The sequence below is a fragment of the Aeromonas sp. s7(2024) genome, from assembly GCF_040907825.1.
GTDB lineage: Bacteria > Pseudomonadota > Gammaproteobacteria > Enterobacterales > Aeromonadaceae > Aeromonas > Aeromonas veronii.
Genome location: NZ_JBFOCM010000040.1, coordinates 170312 through 187288 on the forward strand (window position 1 = coordinate 170312; position 16977 = coordinate 187288).

The following is a 16977-nucleotide window of genomic DNA, read 5'->3' on the forward strand; positions in this document are numbered from 1 at the left end:
CATGCTTGAGATCGGCATGCTGGATCTGGGCCTTCTCATGGGAGAGGGTGAGCTGGCGGGAGAGGTGGTGGCGTTGCTGGCGGCCTCGCCCAAGATTTCCGAATTTATCAAACGCTCCCCGCTACAGGGCAAGCTGCTGAAAAAGCGCCTGCAGAGCTGGGGCGAGCAGCTTGGCGAGGAGATCCGTCACAAGCCGGTGCCGGTGGCGCTGGAGCAGGAGTACCTGCTCTATCAGGCACACCGGCAACTGCCGATGACCGCGCTGATTGGTCGCCTGCCCGGCTTGCTGGAGTCGCTGGAGCAGTACAGCCCCTTCGCCGGTGAGGCCAGATCCTTGGTGCGTCAGCTGACGGCCCACCCCACCGAGGGGCTGCGCCAGCTCTTTATCGACAAGTGGCGCGCCAGTCTGGTGGGGAGCCTGTTGCAACTGCAGCAGCAGATCGCCGAAGCGGAGCGGGAGAAGCAGCGTCAGGAGATTGAAGATCAGCTGCTGGCGAGCCGCACCCTGGCCGATGCCCTCGATCCCAACCAGATCTCCGCCGGTGGTTTGTGGGATCTGGCACAGGGGCACTGGCACAAGCGCAGTCTGGTGCTGGTCAAGCAGTATGCCCGCATGTTGCAGCGCGAGCCCTTGCTGGCGGAGATTGCCGGCCTGCTCGGGCGCAGCGAGCGGGATCGGCGGGCGCAGGAGCAACCTGTGCCGCCGGTTCAGGTGCTGGAGCTAGAGCCTGCCCCCAGCGACGATGTGCCGGACGATCTGGTGGGCATCCATCAGGCGAACGATCTGATGCGGCTGCTGCCAAGTGAAGCTGTGATGCTGGGGCTGCCGGAGCTGGAGCTGGAGTTCTATCGCCGCTATCTGGAGCGGCGCCTGCTCAGCTACCAGTCACGTGGCACCTTGCCGCGCCAGCGCATCATGCTGCGCACTCCGGAGCAGGGGGGGCAGCAGTTGCAGCAGCGAGGCCCCTTTATCGTCTGCGTCGATACCTCCGGTTCCATGGGTGGCTATCCCGAGGAGTGTGCCAAGGCGCTGTTTCTGGCGCTGCTCAAGGTGGCGATGGATGAGAAGCGCGGCTGCTACCTGATGCTCTTCTCCACCGAGGTGGCGACCCTCGAGATCACCGCAGATACCGGTCTAGACAAGGCGGAGCGCTTTCTCTCCATGAGTTTTCACGGCGGTACCGATCTGGTGCCTTGTCTGGAGAAGGCGCTGGCCAAGCTCGATGATCCCGCCTTTGCCAAGGCGGATGTGCTGGTCATCTCCGACTTTATCGCCCAAAGCTTGCCTCATCTCCTGCTCGATCAGATGAACCGCTATCGCCTGCGCCAGACCCGTTTTCACGCTGTCGCCATGTCCCGCCACGCCAAGCAGGCGCTGTTGCGGGTCTTTGACAACAGCTGGCTGCTCGATTGCGGCCTGCGTGGCCGGCTGCTGCGGCGCTGGCAGCACCACTAGTGACCGGGAGGGGGCAACCCCTCTTGAGTTGTTATCCCGCCCCTCTTTTTCGCTGTGCGTCCCCGCTTTCATTCCAACGCGATGATATCGCAGTAAAATGTGACTAGCCTGCCATTCGGGCTCTCTGTCCGGGTGATAGCCTTTACAACCATTGTTACAGGGGAAAGATGGTGATTTTCCGGCATCGGCTTGCCCGATGATCTTTCCCATTGATCCGGAGTGTGTATGAGCCGACTTGCCTTGCTGCTGTTGCTGGCGGTGTTCGGGCTGGCAGCCAAACCCTTGTCCCCCGAGCAGTTGGAAAATGAACTGGGAGGGATGGAGCGGGTCTATCAGCCGATCGAGTTGCTGCGGGAGCGCGTTGCCCGTTTGCAGCGGGACGGCAACGCCTATCCGCCGTCGCAGCAGATGCGGATCAGTCGTCTGGCTTGCTGGGCTCAATCGGCCGATGACATGCAGGAGTCCCGTACCGCCATCGCCAATGCGGAGCGGATGCTGGCCATTGCGCGCGAGCAGGGTGATGACGCCGCCGTGGCGGAGCTGACGATTTGCCGCGGCTGGTTCAATCAGCTGCTCGGCGAGGTAGCGAAGGCTCGCCACGATTACGATGAGGGGCTGCGGCTGGCAAGAGAGGCCGCCGTGCCAAAGCTGGAGGCGCTGGCGCTGGCCCGCCGGGGGGCCATGCTGTCTTTTCAGGGGGTCTCAGGCCAGGGGCTGATGGATCTCACCAAGGCGCACAATATCTATGAGCAGCTGGGGTTGCCCACCTGGTATCACCAGGCGCAGCTCGAGATTGCAGCCACATTTCGTCGTATGGGCCTCTATGCCGAAGCGCTCGCCACCCTCAACCGGTTGAGCGAGCATTTTGCCAGAAGTCACGACGGGTTTGGCTCGGCAAGGTTAAGTGATCAACTGGCGATGGTCTATCTGCAGACCGGGCGTTATCAGGATGTGCTGGGCGAGCTTGAACGCAGTGCGGCCTTTTATAATCAGCCTCAATATCTGATTGAGCATGCCGAACGCATGGTGATGCAGGCCGAGGCTCTGCTCGGGCTGAATCGCCCCGCTGATGCCGGACGCTTGCTGGCACAAGCGGCGAAGGTGCTCTCTCCCGATGTTGACCCCATCCTCCATGCGCATCTCGAGCTGGTGCGGGCGAGGTTGAGAGTCGAACAGCAGGAACCGGCGCCAGCCTTGCGTGCGCTTGAGAAGATTGAGCCGATTTTGAAGGTGGAAGGGCACGTACGCTTTTTGCTCGAGCTCTACTGGGTACGCAGTCGGGCGCTCGAGTTGCAAGGCGATTATCCGGCGGCGCTGGCTGCATTGCGGGAGCATCTGGTGCAGGAGCAGCGGCTCGATCAGCTGTTACGGGAACAGAGCACGGCCTGGGTTCGCGGCGAGTTCGAGCTGGCCCGTCAGGAGGGGGAGAACGAGCGACTGCGAGTCGAGCAGCGACTGCAGCAGCAGGAGCTGGAGCAGGTCAAGGAGCGTCGGTTCTGGCTGCTGGTGGTGATGGTGCTTTGCGGGGGACTGGCGCTGCTGACGATGGGGTGGCTGCTTGATCGCAACCGTCGGATGCGTCGTCTGGCCTTTACCGATGAGCTGACCGGCATCAACAACCGCCGTCGCGTGCTGCGGCAGGGCAGCGATATGTTGGCGCATGCTCGCAGGCAGGGCTCGCCATTTTGTCTGCTGGTGTTCGATATCGATCACTTCAAGCGGATCAACGATACCCTGGGCCATCATCAAGGAGACAGGGTGCTGCAATGGGTCTCTCGAGCGGCAGATCGTCAGCTGCGGCACCAGGATCAGTTGGGGCGTACCGGCGGAGAGGAGTTCTTGATCCTGCTGCCGGATACCAGCCTTGAAGAGGCGTGCCGGGTGGCTGAGCGGATCCGTCACTCGGTCGCCAACCGGGCGCTGCCCGGCATGTCGTACCCGGTAACCATCAGTATCGGATGTGCCTCTCTGCGAGACGATGATCAGGATCTGGCGGCCTTGATCCAGCGTGCCGACAATGCGCTGTATCGTGCGAAGGAGGCGGGGCGCAACCGGGTAGAAACAGATAACTGACGGGCTGGGTATTGTCATTCACCAGGGTGTCATCGCTATTCGGGAGCACACTGATACGGCGATGACGCTCGTCCCCTGCGCTCGTTCTTGTCTGCGATGACAGATTGGCAAGCACGAGCGCAGAAGACCGTCAAAAGGGCGTTATGCCCAGGCGCTGCCGCCATTGAGGTGAAGCACCTCACCATTCATGTTGTTATTGCTCATCAGGAATAGCGCGGCCTGCGCATAATCCTCTCCCTCTCCCAAGCGCTTCAACGGCAGGCTTTGCGCCACTGCGGCCACTTTTTGTGGGTCATTACCCAGTGCTTTAAGCAGCATGGGAGTGCGCATGGGGCCCGGGTTGATGACGTTGATCCGACGGGGGGTCAGCTCGGTAACCAGACTGTGAGCCAGCGTTTCAACCGCGCCAGCTGCAACAGCAGGGAGTGCTTTACCCAGTTGCGGGCGGCGCGTCACCATCCCGGACGTGAGCACGATGGAGCCGCGTTCGGACAGTTTGGGGGCTGCGGCGCGGATCGCATGAACACTTCCCCAGAAGCGGCTGTCCATGTTGATTTTCAAATCCTCGATGGCAGCGGTGAGAAAGCTGGCTGGTCGCATGACAGCGGCGGTGATGACGAGATGATCCAGCGAATCCAGCTGGTTGAAAAAGTGATTGACGGAGTCGACGTCGAGAATATCCAGTTGATGGCCACTGGCACTTGGGCCCAATTCAGCCAGTGCTGTGGCAAGCTGCTCACGGCTGGAACCGCCGATAATGACCTTGGCGCCTTGCTCGATCGCTTGTTGGGCGGTGGCCAGGCCAAGACCCGAGGTACCACCGATAATGACGATCTGTTGATTGTGCAGGGTGGAATGTTTCATGTAATGACCTCTCCATTATGTAGATACGATTTACATATTTGTAGCTGGATAGGGAAAGTCCAAGTATGAAAATTTATCAAGAGTGGTTGTTGCTGGCATGGGGAGGGGGCCAAGTCCACGTGGTCCGGATGCTGCCATCCGATTCGGAGTGTTTGATTTTCTGTTCAGTTGGAACCGGTGAAACGGCTGAGCGGCCAAATTATCATCTCTTGTCATGCTGGGTATTTTTCACTCGCGCGGGTATAATGTCGCGCAATTTTGCTTTGACTCAGGCGAGAAGACCCATGTAACGCAACCCTCCTCCCTCTCTCCACCAGGTTGGCAACACGCCAGCTGGCGTGGCTTTCGTTGCGTATACATGTGCCGTGAGCGGCATTCCGGATTTATTCCCACGGTGGCTGATGCCACCGCTCAATAGAAGAACGTTGAATTATGTCAGCTGAATTTCTGAGTGAAGTCTCCAAGAGACGCACTTTTGCGATCATTTCGCACCCGGATGCGGGTAAAACCACCATCACCGAGAAAGTCCTGCTGTTCGGACAGGCCATTCAGCGCGCCGGTACCGTCAAGGGCCGTGGCTCGGGCCAGCACGCCAAATCCGACTGGATGGAGATGGAGAAGCAGCGTGGGATCTCCATCACCACCTCGGTGATGCAGTTCCCCTATGCCGATTGTCTGGTCAACCTGCTCGACACCCCGGGTCACGAGGACTTCTCTGAAGATACCTACCGTACCCTGACGGCGGTCGACTGCTGCCTGATGGTCATCGATGCCGCCAAGGGTGTTGAAGACCGGACCCGCAAGCTGATGGAAGTGACCCGTCTGCGTGATACCCCTATCCTCACCTTCATGAACAAGCTGGACCGCGAAGTGCGCGATCCGATGGAAGTGATGGACGAGGTGGAGCGCGAGCTGAAGATCATGTGCGCCCCGATCACCTGGCCAATCGGCTGTGGCAAATCCTTCAAGGGTGTCTATCACCTCTACAAGGATGAGACCTATCTCTACCAGAGCGGTCAGGGCCACACCATCCAGGAGAAGCGGGTGGTCAAGGGGCTGAACAACCCGGATCTGGATGCCGCCGTCGGCGAAGATCTGGCCCGGCAACTGCGCGATGAGCTGGAGCTGGTGCAGGGCGCCTCTCCCGAGTTCGATCACGATGCCTTTATCGCTGGCGAGATGACCCCGGTCTTCTTCGGTACCGCGCTCGGTAACTTCGGTGTTGACCACATGCTGGATGGCCTGACCGACTGGGCGCCGTCTCCCATGCCGCGCAAGGCCGAGAGTCGCGAAGTGGTGGCGACCGAGGAGAAGTTCTCCGGTTTCGTATTCAAGATCCAGGCAAACATGGATCCTAAGCACCGTGACCGTATCGCTTTTATGCGTATCGTGTCAGGTACTTACAGCAAGGGCATGAAGATGCGCCACGTGCGTATCGGCAAGGATGTGAACATCTCCGACGCCGTGACCTTTATGGCCGGTGACCGTGAGCAGGCGGAAGACGCCTTCGCCGGTGACATCATCGGTCTGCACAACCACGGTACCATCCAGATCGGCGACACCTTCACCCAGGGTGAAGATCTCAAGTTCACCGGTATCCCGAACTTCGCACCGGAACTGTTCCGCCGCATCCGTCTGCGTGACCCGCTCAAGCAGAAGCAGCTGCTCAAGGGGTTGGTCCAGCTCTCCGAAGAGGGCGCGGTGCAGGTGTTCCGTCCGCTCATCAGCAACGATCTCATCGTTGGTGCGGTCGGTGTGCTGCAGTTTGACGTGGTGGTTTCGCGCCTCAAGAGCGAGTACAACGTCGAGGCCATCTACGAGGCAGTCAACGTCTCTACCGCCCGCTGGGTGGAAGGGACCGACGTCAAGAAGTTTGAAGAGTTCAAGCGCAAGAACGAGGTCAACCTGGCCCTTGATGGCGGTGACAACCTCACCTATATCGCGCCGACCATGGTCAACCTGCGCCTAGCTCAGGAGCGTCACCCGGACGTTGAGTTCCGCCAGACTCGCGAGCACTGATAACGGTTTGTTTGCCTGTTGGCAGATAATCAAAGAGACCCCGCTTCGGCGGGGTCTCTTGTTTTGTGCCGTTTTGCCTGTTTAAGGAGGGATGCAGGGGGTAATGGTTCAGCATATACCAGTCGCAAGCAGCCCTCACCCTAGCCCTCTCCCAGAGGGAGAGGGAACCATCAGAGGTCTGCCTGAAAGATCGCGGAAGTGTTTTTGCTCCCTTCTCCCCTTGCGGGAGAAGGGTTGGGGATGAGGGGGCTACCCCAGTGTCAGCACCATGCAGATCTCGCAATCCCCGTGGCCGGTGCAGCCAAGGGGGCCGGGCAGGTGTTCAAAGCCCAGTGATTCATAGAGGCTGGTGGCTTCGCGCAGCACCTCTGTGGTCTCCAGATAGCAGCGTTGATAGCCCAAGCTACGAGCGGCATCCAGCGCTTGCAACACCAGCCGTTTGCCAAGGCCCAGTCCGCGCAGGGCGGGCATAAAGTACATCTTCTGCAGCTCGCAGACTCCCTCTTCTCCTGCCAATGGCGCGATACCACCACCGCCGAGGATGGAACTGTCCGGTCCTTCGATGACCCAGTAGCGACTCTTCTCCCCCTGATAGCTCTGGGAGAGGGTGTCGAGATTGGGATCCGAGACCCCATACCCCTTGTCGGCGGTGAGGCCATATTCAGCCGAGACGGCGCGGATCACCAAGGCGATCTGGGCATTGTCCGCCGCCGTGATGGGGCGGATCTGGTAACCCCGCTGGCGACGGGCGCGGGAGAGGGCGCTGCGATAGAGCCGCAGCCCTTGCCACAGCTGCTCCCGCTCGGGCAGGCTCAACTGCGCCAGCATCTCTTCCATCGCCCCGTCCATCTCCCGGTGCAACTCCAGCAGCATTCCCTGACCGTTGACGGTGAGGCGGGCCTCCTTGCTGCGGCCGTCGGAGGGGTGCGGGTGCCAGCTGATGAGCTCCCGCTCGGCGAGGCGGGCCAGCGGGCGGCTGGCGTTGGATTTGTCGATGTGCAGCTTTTCTGCCAGTTGCTGGTTGGTGGCCGGGGCGTTTTCCAGCTCGATCAGCAGGTGAGCCTCGATGGGGGTGAGGGCCAGGTTGCCGCACTGCTGGGAGAGCATGCCGAGTTCGCGAACCAGATCGCGCGACAGGGCGCGCAGGGGACGGGGATCCATATCGTGGTTTCCTTTTTAGTTGTGCATGACAACTAAAATAGCGTAAAAGTTGTAATTCGCAACCTTTTGCTGTGATGATATTGCAGAATATGGGGTGAGCGGCAGCCCCGTTGATTGGGCTGCCGCAGGTGGGGCGGTCGTCAGGCTGCGGCTCTGATAGCCAGCTCCGGGCGGCGGGAGAAGCAGCGGGCGAGCAGCAACATGGTGGCGACGCCTATGGTGCCCAGCACCAGCCAGGGGAGGGCCGGTTGTCCCTGTTGCAGCGAGAAGTCATAGAGGGAGCCGCCGCCCACATAGCCGGTCATGCCCCCCAGCGCCAGTCCGAGGCGGCTGAAGCCCATGTAGCTGCCGCGGGCTGTGGGGTTGGCAAGCCGGGTCATCAGGGTCTCCCGGGCCGGTTCACAGATGATGATCCCCAGATAGAAGCAGGCCAGCAGTACGAAGATGCCGGAGAGGGTGCTGACGAAGGCGACCAGCCCGATCCCCACCGTCATCAGCAGGATACCCGCCATCAGCCGGCTCTCCAGCCGATAGCGACGCTCGCTGAAACGGGCGATAGGGTAGAGCAGTGCTAGTGACAGCGCCGTCTCCAGGCTGTACATCCAGCCCACTGCCGTGGTGGTGCCGGAGAGCTGCTTGACCAGAATGGGGAAAATCAGCATCACCTGTACCCACAGCATGTAGTAGCCACTCAGGATCAGTACCAGTCGGCAGAAGGCGCGATCCGCCAGCACCTGCCCCAACCCTTCCCGCATCGGAGTCGGTTTGACCGAGAGGCGGTAGGCGGGCAGCAGGGTCCAGTTGCAGAGAGCCGCCAGGGTGAAGAGCCCGGCGCCCAGCAGGCAGACGTAAGTGAAGTCAAAGCGCAGCAGCCAGCTGCCGAGCAGGGCACCGGTGACGGCTCCCGCGCTCTCCAGCATCATCAGCAGGGAGATAAAGCGGCCCCGCTCATGGGGACGGGTAAATTTGATCACCAGTGCCGCCCGGGGCGGGTCGAACAGGCAACCGCCCAGTCCGGAGAGGAAGCAGGAGAAGATCAGCATGGCGCCACTGTCGGCCCAGGCCAGGGTGGCGAAACCCACCGCCCGTAACAACATGCCGGTGACGATGAGCGGGCGGGCGCCGAAACGGTCAGCGAGGGAGCCGCCAAAGATCCCCAGCCCCTGTTGGGTCAGCTGGCGCAGGCCGAGGGCCAGCCCCACCAGACCGGCCGCCCAGCCGAGTTGATCGACGAAGCGCAGGCTGATCATCGGCATCACCACAAAGAAACCCAGGATCACCAGTGTGGTATCCAGCGCCAGAAACCAGCGTCCCCAAAACCTCGCCCTATCGACCATAACGCCCTCTCATTCACAGATACCTTCATTCTGGAGAGGGTTTAGATATAGTGGTAGACGACAACTACCTATATTTCATATCAGGATTATTTATGTCTATGGATCTGGACGATCTGCAACTGCTGCTGGATGTGGCCGAGCTGGGCAGCTTCAGTCAGGCGGCGGCCATTCGTGGCTGGTCACAGCCGCTGGTGAGCCAGCGGATTGCCCAGCTGGAGGAGAGCCTCGGGGCGCCGCTGTTTCAGCGTCATCGACGCGGGGTGACGCCGACCCGTGCCTGCGAGGAGTTTCTGCCATCGGCCCGCTCTGCGCTGGCGATCCTGAGCGAAGGGCGGCTGGCACTGCAGGGGGCGCCTGCGCTGCCTTGTATCCGTCTCTCCAGCCTGCCATCCCTCACTTCGGTGGTGTTTGGCTCGCTATTGATGGAGCTGGTGGACGAGCCGTTTGAGATCCGCTGCACCACGGATCACTCCGGCGAGATCATGCAGTCGTTGCTGACCGGGGAGGCCGATATCGGCTTTGTACTCAAGCGTCCGCCGGTTGCGGGCCTGCAGATGGAGCTGCTCTGCTGCTCCCCCATTATCGCTATCGCCTCGCCATTGCATCCGCTGGCCGGTTGTCACGGCCTCACCCTGGAGGATATTGCCGACCAGCGGCTGGCGCCTCAGGTATGGGGGCCGGGGTGTGACGTCTTTATCCAGCAGTTGCGGCGGCTGCGGCGGGCTGCCAGCCCCCTGCATGCGGTGCAGCCTGCCAGTGCGGCGCGGGATCTGGCGCTGGAACACGGGTTTATCACCCTGATGCCGGAGCTGGCCATCAAGCGGGATCTGGAGGTAGGGCGGCTGGTCAGGCTCGATGTGCGCAATCTGCCGCAGGAACATTGGGACGTGATGATGGCGTGGCGCGGTGGCAAGCGGCCCAACCCGGCCCGGGAGACTGTGTTGGCCACCGCCCGCACGCTGGCGAAACGGTGGCGCAATGAGTAGAGCGATGCGGGACAAGGCCCGCACCGGGTGGATCAGTAGCTGGCCTTGAGGGTCACGCCACTGAACGCGGAAAACCCTGACAGCTGCACATGCCAGGTGCCTGCCTTGGGATTGGTGAACGAGCAGCTTTCGTTGTTACCGCCCTTGTAGGGGCGGCAGTCGTAACTGCTGCTGGTGGGGGCGCTGCCAAAGCGGACGTAGAGGTCGGCATCACCGGTACCGCCGCTGCTGCTGATCTGCAGCGACCTGGTGCCCGCCGGTACGTTCAGGGTGTAGTTGAGTTTGCCACCCTTGCTGGCGGCGAGGTTGCTCACCGGTACGCCGTTTTGCAGTACGTTGTCGCTCGGTGGCGGCGTGGTGCCGCAGCTGGCATCAACCCCGACGGTCTGGAAGGCCCGTGCCACATCCGCCTGACTGTAACCCAGATCGGCGGTCGCCCGGCTGACGCCGCAGGCCCCTTGCTGGTAGTTGGTGTTGGCGCCCCAGTAGAGGCGGTTGGCCAGCAAGAACACTTCAAATGCCTTGCGGGTGTTCCAGCCACTGCTGGTGGCGAGCAGGTAGAAGGCGCGGTTATAGACCCCGGAGCTGTGGTGTACATCCATCCCCTACTGATAATCCGCGGCATGGCCGATGGACCTGCCATCCCGGGTCGGATCCTCGAAGTAGCGCAGGGAGCCGTTGCCCTTGAAGATCTGGGCGCCAACCAGCCAGTCGTTGCTCCCCTTCATGTAGAACTCGGCCGCTTCACCCGCCATATCGGAGAAGGCCTCGTTGATACCGCCGGATTGTCCTGAATAGATCAGCCCGGAGTTCTGTTCGGTAAAGCCGTGGCTCACCTCGTGAGCCGCCACATCAAGGCTCACCAGCGGGTGGAAGGTGGTAGCGCCGTCACCGAAGGTCATCTGGCTGCCATCCCAGAAGGCGTTCTCGTAATTCTTGCTGTAGTGAACCCGCATCTTCAGTTTGAAGGTGAGGGGCGCCGTGTTGTACCAGTTGCGGTACATGTCGAACACCACGTTGCCGAAGTAGTGGGCATCGTTGAGGGGCGAGTAGGCGCCGTTGATCTCCTTGACCCGGTTCTCCGGGCAGGTGAACTGGTGGATGGCACCGCCTGAGGTGGCGTGGTTGAGGTTGATGGTATCGACGTTGGGGCTGGTCATCCGGCAGTTGTCATCGACGATGAGCGGAGCAAAGTCGGTGCCGTAGACGTATTTGCCGGTCTTGATGTTGCCCCCCGGGCCGCTGGCATCCTTGTGGTTGATCCCCTCCCAGCGTTTGAGCTCCTCACCGCTCTGGGCATCAAGAATGACAAAGGGGCGGCTTGGCTTGTCACCTTCGGCGATGAAGGAGACCTGATAAACCAGCCGGGCCAGCCCGTGCTCATCCTGCATCACGTAGAGTTTGACCTGCTCGTTGCTCCCCTTGCTGCCCGCCTTGGCCTTGCTGGTTGCATCCTGTGGCGAGAGGGTGGCGGCCGGGCTTGCCACATCCTGATCGATCTGGCGCAGCATGCGCCCGCTGGCCTGTTGCAGCTGGCCGTTCAGGCTCTTGTCAGCCACGACGACCTGACCCATTACCGGGATGCCGTTCCAGACCTGCTCGTAGCGGATCCGCTGCTGGCCGTTGGGCAGCTTGACCACCCGCACCTGACGAAACTCGCCATCTTCCAGCAGCAAGGTACCACTCGCGGCACTGAGGCCGGTCATGGCCCGGATGCCGTTTGCCGTTACGTTGATCTCTACCTCTTGTGCCGCCAGTGCGGCGCTTCCCCAGCAGGCCAGCGCAACGGCCAGATAAATTTTATTCATCTCTTCTTTCCTTAAATCGATGAGGTTGATAAACCGACCGAAGGTCGGGCGTTTTGAAGCTAGTGCCGGTGGGGGAAAGTGCCCCCTGTCAAAAGTGACAGCGCAGCACAAAGGGGTAGCAGGATCTGCCAAAATGCCGTTTGGGGGCATTCTTCGGCGCCATGTGGAGAGCATTATCCGGTTTCGGACACCCACCCTCCTCTTTTGAGGGAGGAGAGTACGTGCGCTGTCACCCTCTGCGAAGCCTGCCGGAGGGGGGCCGTAAAAGTGGCTGGCGCGGCCAGTGGCGATTGGCTACATTGGGTGCTGATTCGCTATTTGATCACTGATTTGAAAGGAGAATCCCATGTTTTCATGGCAGTTGGACGACGAGCTTGCGCTGCTCTTCTTGCAGCCCGATATGGCGAGCGAACTTTTTGCCCTCTGCAATGACAACCGGGAGTACCTCTCCCAGTGGCTACCCTGGCCGCCACTGATCCAGCGCCCCGTCGACAGCGCCCTCTTCATTCGCAGTGCCATCGAGAAGTTCGCCCGCGGCGAGGGGCTCACCACTGCCATCGAGTATCAGGGGGAGGTGGTGGGGGTCATAGGTTACAACAGCATCGGTCACGACCTTGGCAAGGTGGTCATCGGTTACTGGCTGGCGGAGCGCTGGCAGGGCAACGGTATCATCACCCGGGCCTGTCAGGCCCTGATCCACCACGCCTTCGAGGAGATGGGGATGGAGAAGGTGGAGATCAGCGCCGCCACCGATAACGAGCCCAGCAGGGCTGTTTGTGAACGGCTCGGGATGCTGCAGGAGGGGGTGACCCGGCGCGCAGAGCGGCTGGGCAACCGGATTGTGGACCATGTCCACTACAGCCTGCTGCGCGATGAGTGGCTAAGACAGAGGGAGTCCTGATGGCGCTGCCACATATCAAGACGGCCCGCACCCACCTGACCATACTGTCGCCGGATCGGGCCCCCATGATGCTCGACTTCTACCGGCGCAACCGCGCCCATCTCGCCCCCTGGGAGCCGCTTCGGGACGAGCAGTTTTACACCCTCTCTTACTGGCATGCCCGGCTGCAGGACAGCTACAGCCAGTTTTTCAACGGCACCGGCGTCAATCTGGTGGCCCTCGATCCGGCTGGCGAGCGGGTGATCGCCACCTGCAACTTCAGCAATATCCTGATGGGGGTTTTCAAGGCGTGTCATCTGGGCTATGCCATCGACCAGCAGCATCAGGGGCAGGGGGTGATGGGAGAGGTGCTGTCAGCCGCCATCGACTACCTGTTTCGGGAGCACGATCTGCATCGCATCATGGCTTGCTATATGCCAGCCAATCAGCGCAGTGGCGCCTTGCTGGAGCGGCTCGGCTTCGAGCGGGAGGGATTCGCGCGGGCGTATCTGATGATCAATGGCCGCTGGGAGGATCACATCCTCACCTCGCTGATTAATCCGGCCCCCTGATCGTCAGATAAAAAAACGGGTCCGAAGTTGCCTTCGGACCCGTCTTCGAATGAGGTGCAGGCTTAGTTGGCCTTGGCATCGCTCACTGCAGCTTCAACCTTGGTAGCGGCTTCGGTAGCAGCTTTTTCTACGGTTGCAGTCGCTTCGGAGGTGGCCTTCTCTACGGTAGAGGTGGCTTCGCTAGCGGCTTTTTCTACAGTGGCAGCAACTTCGGCGGCCGGAGCAGCAGCAGGAGCGGCAGCTTTTTCTTCTTTCTGACCGCAAGCAGTCAACATCAGACCCAGGATACCGGCTACCAGTACTTTGTTCATGTGCATTCCCTCAAATAAATATGGAGAGATGGTCTGTGCAACCATCACAGCGCCCACCGTTGCCCGGTATTGAAACAAGAAGCCGGGAGGCAGCAGGCGGGCGCAATATAGCCCCATTAGTTACCGATGAAAACGGATATCACAATGACATTTTTTCGTGCCGTGGATAAAAAGCTCCACTGCAACGACTGGTATCAATACAAGATGCCGTTAAATGGCGCTAATTGCACAATAAAACACCACTTTGCTGCCATCTTGTAGCGGTTTGACAAGGTCAAGGTTGGTCAATAGCGGCCGATGACCCGCACCTTAGTCAGACAGCTTCTGACAGGGCAGCCGTTTTCCCTCAAGGTGGCTCTGACGGGCCAGATCCAGCAGCGCCATCACCGCCTGCGCTTCACTTGCTGGTACCGGGTTGCTCCCTTCGCCCTGGATGGCGGCGCAGACACCGCGATAGTAGGCGCCATAATCCCCCGCCTCACCCACCACGCTCTGCTGCTGTAACTGACTATCGACAATGCGGCTGAGCTGACCGGGTTCGCTATCAATGCCCCAATCCGCCGCCGGTGGCCGCTTGCCCAGTTTGAGCTGATCTTCCTGCACATCCATACCGAATTTCACGAACGAGCCCTGGCTGCCATGAATGACAAAGCGCGGCATGGTGGCTGAAACCAGACAGCTGCCATGCAGAATAACCCGCAGAGCACCGTAACCCAGCACCACATGGAAGTAGTCGTCCGCCAGTGCGCCGGGGCGCTGCTCGGCCAGATCGGCCTGCAGCCAGTCCGGTTGGCCGAACAGCTGCAGCGCCTGATCCAGCACATGGGGGCCGAGATCGAACCAGAGGCCGGAACCCGGGCCACCCGCTTCGCGCCAGCGCTGGCGCACTTCGGGGCGATAGCGATCGAAGTGGGATTCGAACTGGGCGATCTGCCCCAGCGTCCCCTCGGCAATCAAACGGCGCACGGTAAGGAAATCCCCGTCCCAACGGCGGTTGTGGAAGATACTGAGCAGCCGCTGCTGCTTTTCGGCCAGTTCGACCAGCGCTTGCGCTTCGGCCAGATCCAGTGCAAAGGGCTTGTCGATCACCACATGTTTGCCTGCCAGCAGCGCCTGGCGGGCGAGGGGGGCGTGGGTGTCGTTGGGGGTGGCGATCACCACCAGATCGACGGTCTCATCGCTTAGCACCTCCTCCAGTGAGCCGACCCGGCAGTCGGGCAGATCGGCCTGCACCTTGGCGGCATCGCGGCTTACCACCCAGCTCAGGGACAAGCCCGAGGTGGTGGAGAGGAAGGGAGCGTGGAAGGTCTTGCCTGCAAAGCCATAGCCCACCAGGGCTGCGTTGAGAGTGTGGCTCATCGGGAGTTCTCCGCTGACATCGAGTGAGTGGGGTTGCCATCGCCGGCTCTCTGCCGGATGGCCATATGCTGTAAAGGCGATACAAACGAGAAGGGGGCCGATGGCCCCCTGAGTGTGCCCATCAGAGCACAGGATTTATTGCAAACACAAGCGGCGGCCGCGTCGGGTCATCAGCATCACCAAGGGCGGCAGCAGCAGCCACATATGCAGCGCCAGCTGGCTGAGCGGGTCGTGCATCAGGGCGCCGGTCAGACCAACCAGGGCGCCGGAGCCGCTCATCTGGAACAGGCCGAGCAGGGCCGCTGCGGTACCGGCGCAGTGGCCGAACGGTGCCAGCGCCATCCCGGCGGCTGAGCCCAGAATCATGGCAAAGCCGATGCTGGAGAGGAACACCGGTCCCATCATCGCCAGCGGATGCTCGATGTGCATGGCCAAAGTCAGGGTGATGGCCGAGAGCATCAACACCAGCAGGCCGATGCGCAGGGTGCGTCTTGGCCCCACCTTGGCGATAAAGCGCGGCGCCATGAAGCAGGCCAGAATGTTGAGCGCGGCGTTGGCGGTAAACCAGTAGCTAAAGCCGCTCATATCCAGCCCCAGTTTTACCATCAGCTGCACCGGTGCGGCGGTGACATAGGCAAGGATCACCGCCATCGCCAGCATGCACAGCGCCGCGTTGAACAGGAAGCTGGGGGAGCGCAGCACCGGGCTGTAGCGGGACCAGCTGATGAGGGCCCCTTCGCTGCGGGTTTCCTCCGGGCGGGTCTCCGGCATCCGCCACATCAGCCAGCTGCCGACGATGAGCGCATAACCGGCCATAAACCAGAAGTTGGCAGACCAGCCCGCCTTGGCGGTGAGCCAGCCACCGAGCAGGGGGGCCAGCGCAGGAATAAAGCAGATGGCGCCATTGAGATAGGAGATCATCTGACCGCTCTTTTTCGGGCCATAGCTGTCACGCACCACCGAGAAGGCGGCGACCGAAGTAGCGCAGGCGCCGAAGCCCTGCAGCACCCGGGCCAGCATCAATTCACCGAGGCTGGCGGAAAAACCGGCCCCCAGCGCGCTCAGGCCATAGAGCAGCACGCCGCCCAGCGCGATGGGCTTGCGACCGTAGCGATCGGCCAGCGGGCCAACAAGCAGTTGCCCCAGCCCCATGCTGAACAGGAACCAGGTGATGGTGCCCTGCATCAGTGTCACTTCGGCGCCCAGCTGCTCGGCCATCTGCGGAATGGCGGGCAGGTAGATGTCGATAGCCAGCGGACTGAACAGCACCAGTAGTACGAGTAAAAGTATCAATGGCATCTGTCACCTCTTTAGTCAGCCAGGTTAATGAATTGGGGCGCGAGTCTACTGACTCACAGTAATGAATAGAAATGGTATTTAATCACTTTGGTTATTCCATTATGGAAACATGTATTAAAAAGCTGGTTATTCGATGGCGGCAAATCCCCCGTAACCCCATCACAGCGGGTGTAATTGACGCTTTTACTAAACGCTTGCGCCGCATAGAATGCGCAGATTATTTTTGCGGAGGTGCTCGATGAACAAGCTTGTCCTGGCAACAGGTAACCAAAAAAAGGTGAAGGAATTGGCCGCCATGCTGGCCGATATGAAGATCCAGGTGATCCCACAGAGCGAGTTTGCGGTCTCCGATGCCGATGAGACCGGCACCACCTTCGTCGAGAATGCCATCATCAAGGCCCGCCACGCCGCCCGCATTACCGGTCTGCCCGCCGTGGCCGATGATTCCGGTCTGGAAGTCGATCTGCTGCAAGGGCGCCCCGGCGTTTACTCCGCCCGCTTTGCCGGTGTGGGGGCCGGCGACAAGGCCAACATCGAGAAGCTGCTCGGCGAGCTGCAAGGTGCCCCCGAGTACCTGAAGAGCGCCCGCTTCTGGTGTGTGCTGGTCTATATGCGCCACGCTGACGATCCCACTCCCATCATCTGTCAGGCGAGCTGGGAAGGGATGATCATCGACGAGCCGCGCGGTCAACATGGCTTTGGCTATGACCCCGTCTTCTTCGTGCCGGATCACGACTGCACCGCCGCCCAGATGCCCGCCGAGCTGAAAAACCAGCTGAGCCATCGCGGTCAGGCGCTGGCCAAGCTCAAAGCGGCGCTGGCTGCGGCGCACTGAGTTATTTTGCCACCTTG

The 16977-nt window shown here is 60.9% G+C and carries 13 protein-coding genes and 1 pseudogene; 7 read left to right on the plus strand and 7 right to left on the minus strand.

What is annotated here, in order from left to right:
* The first annotated feature begins 1 nt into the window (after position 1).
* Entirely contained in the window at positions 2-1456 is a 1455-nt protein-coding gene (viaA, locus tag AB5Y73_RS19595; protein ID WP_279499317.1) for an ATPase RavA stimulator ViaA, read from the plus strand.
* Positions 1457-1681: 225 nt separating this feature from the next.
* Complete coding sequence (locus tag AB5Y73_RS19600; protein ID WP_107683765.1) at positions 1682-3529, plus strand: diguanylate cyclase; 1848 nt, start codon at positions 1682-1684, stop codon at positions 3527-3529.
* A 141-nt stretch (positions 3530-3670) separates the two neighbouring features.
* Here the strand turns inward: AB5Y73_RS19600 and AB5Y73_RS19605 are convergent, their stop codons facing one another.
* Entirely contained in the window at positions 3671-4393 is a 723-nt protein-coding gene (locus AB5Y73_RS19605; RefSeq protein WP_107683764.1) for an SDR family oxidoreductase, read from the minus strand.
* Between the two features lie 429 nt (positions 4394-4822).
* Here AB5Y73_RS19605 and prfC point away from each other — a divergent pair, with 429 nt between their 5' ends.
* Positions 4823-6412 (plus strand): peptide chain release factor 3, encoded by a 1590-nt coding sequence (prfC, locus tag AB5Y73_RS19610; RefSeq protein ID WP_085942070.1) that lies wholly within the window; start codon positions 4823-4825, stop codon positions 6410-6412.
* 249 nt (positions 6413-6661) lie between these two features.
* Here prfC and AB5Y73_RS19615 read toward each other — a convergent pair whose 3' ends face one another.
* Positions 6662-7573: a bifunctional helix-turn-helix transcriptional regulator/GNAT family N-acetyltransferase gene (locus AB5Y73_RS19615; RefSeq protein WP_107683763.1), complete on the minus strand. Its 912-nt coding sequence runs from the start codon at positions 7571-7573 to the stop codon at positions 6662-6664.
* 140 nt (positions 7574-7713) lie between these two features.
* Positions 7714-8910, minus strand: a complete 1197-nt coding sequence (mdtH, locus tag AB5Y73_RS19620; RefSeq protein WP_005340523.1) for a multidrug efflux MFS transporter MdtH — start codon at positions 8908-8910, stop codon at positions 7714-7716.
* Positions 8911-9002: 92 nt separating this feature from the next.
* Between mdtH and AB5Y73_RS19625 the strand changes: the two genes are divergently transcribed.
* Entirely contained in the window at positions 9003-9896 is an 894-nt protein-coding gene (locus AB5Y73_RS19625) for a LysR family transcriptional regulator (protein WP_005349020.1), read from the plus strand.
* A 32-nt stretch (positions 9897-9928) separates the two neighbouring features.
* On the opposite strand, the pseudogene AB5Y73_RS19630 reads toward AB5Y73_RS19625, so the two are convergent.
* Positions 9929-11704, minus strand: a pseudogene (locus tag AB5Y73_RS19630) (M4 family metallopeptidase).
* A gap of 346 nt (positions 11705-12050) precedes the next feature.
* On the opposite strand from AB5Y73_RS19630, the gene AB5Y73_RS19635 reads away from it, so the two are divergent.
* Together AB5Y73_RS19635 and rimJ are read left to right on the plus strand one after the other, a co-directional pair.
* Complete coding sequence (locus AB5Y73_RS19635; protein ID WP_107683761.1) at positions 12051-12605, plus strand: GNAT family N-acetyltransferase; 555 nt, start codon at positions 12051-12053, stop codon at positions 12603-12605.
* Positions 12605-13156 carry a ribosomal protein S5-alanine N-acetyltransferase gene (gene rimJ, locus AB5Y73_RS19640; RefSeq protein ID WP_107683760.1) on the plus strand — a complete coding sequence of 184 codons (552 nt, stop codon included), beginning with the start codon at positions 12605-12607 and terminating at the stop codon, positions 13154-13156. Before AB5Y73_RS19635 ends, rimJ begins: the two co-directional genes overlap by 1 nt.
* A gap of 62 nt (positions 13157-13218) precedes the next feature.
* On the opposite strand, the gene AB5Y73_RS19645 is transcribed toward rimJ, so the two are convergent.
* The 3 genes from AB5Y73_RS19645 to AB5Y73_RS19655 all read right to left on the minus strand — a co-directional run bounded on the left by AB5Y73_RS19645 (position 13219) and on the right by AB5Y73_RS19655 (position 16125).
* Positions 13219-13467, minus strand: coding sequence for a hypothetical protein (locus AB5Y73_RS19645; RefSeq protein WP_005340533.1), 249 nt, complete (start codon positions 13465-13467; stop codon positions 13219-13221).
* A 309-nt stretch (positions 13468-13776) separates the two neighbouring features.
* A complete protein-coding gene (locus AB5Y73_RS19650) occupies positions 13777-14826 on the minus strand; it encodes an oxidoreductase (RefSeq protein ID WP_107683759.1) in 1050 nt (349 codons plus the stop codon).
* A gap of 135 nt (positions 14827-14961) precedes the next feature.
* On the minus strand, positions 14962-16125 hold the full coding sequence (locus AB5Y73_RS19655) for a multidrug effflux MFS transporter (RefSeq protein ID WP_162895403.1): 1164 nt from the start codon (positions 16123-16125) through the stop codon (positions 14962-14964).
* A 238-nt stretch (positions 16126-16363) separates the two neighbouring features.
* Here AB5Y73_RS19655 and rdgB point away from each other — a divergent pair, with 238 nt between their 5' ends.
* Positions 16364-16960 (plus strand): RdgB/HAM1 family non-canonical purine NTP pyrophosphatase, encoded by a 597-nt coding sequence (rdgB, locus tag AB5Y73_RS19660; RefSeq protein WP_005340539.1) that lies wholly within the window; start codon positions 16364-16366, stop codon positions 16958-16960.
* The last annotated feature ends 17 nt before the right edge of the window (positions 16961-16977 follow it).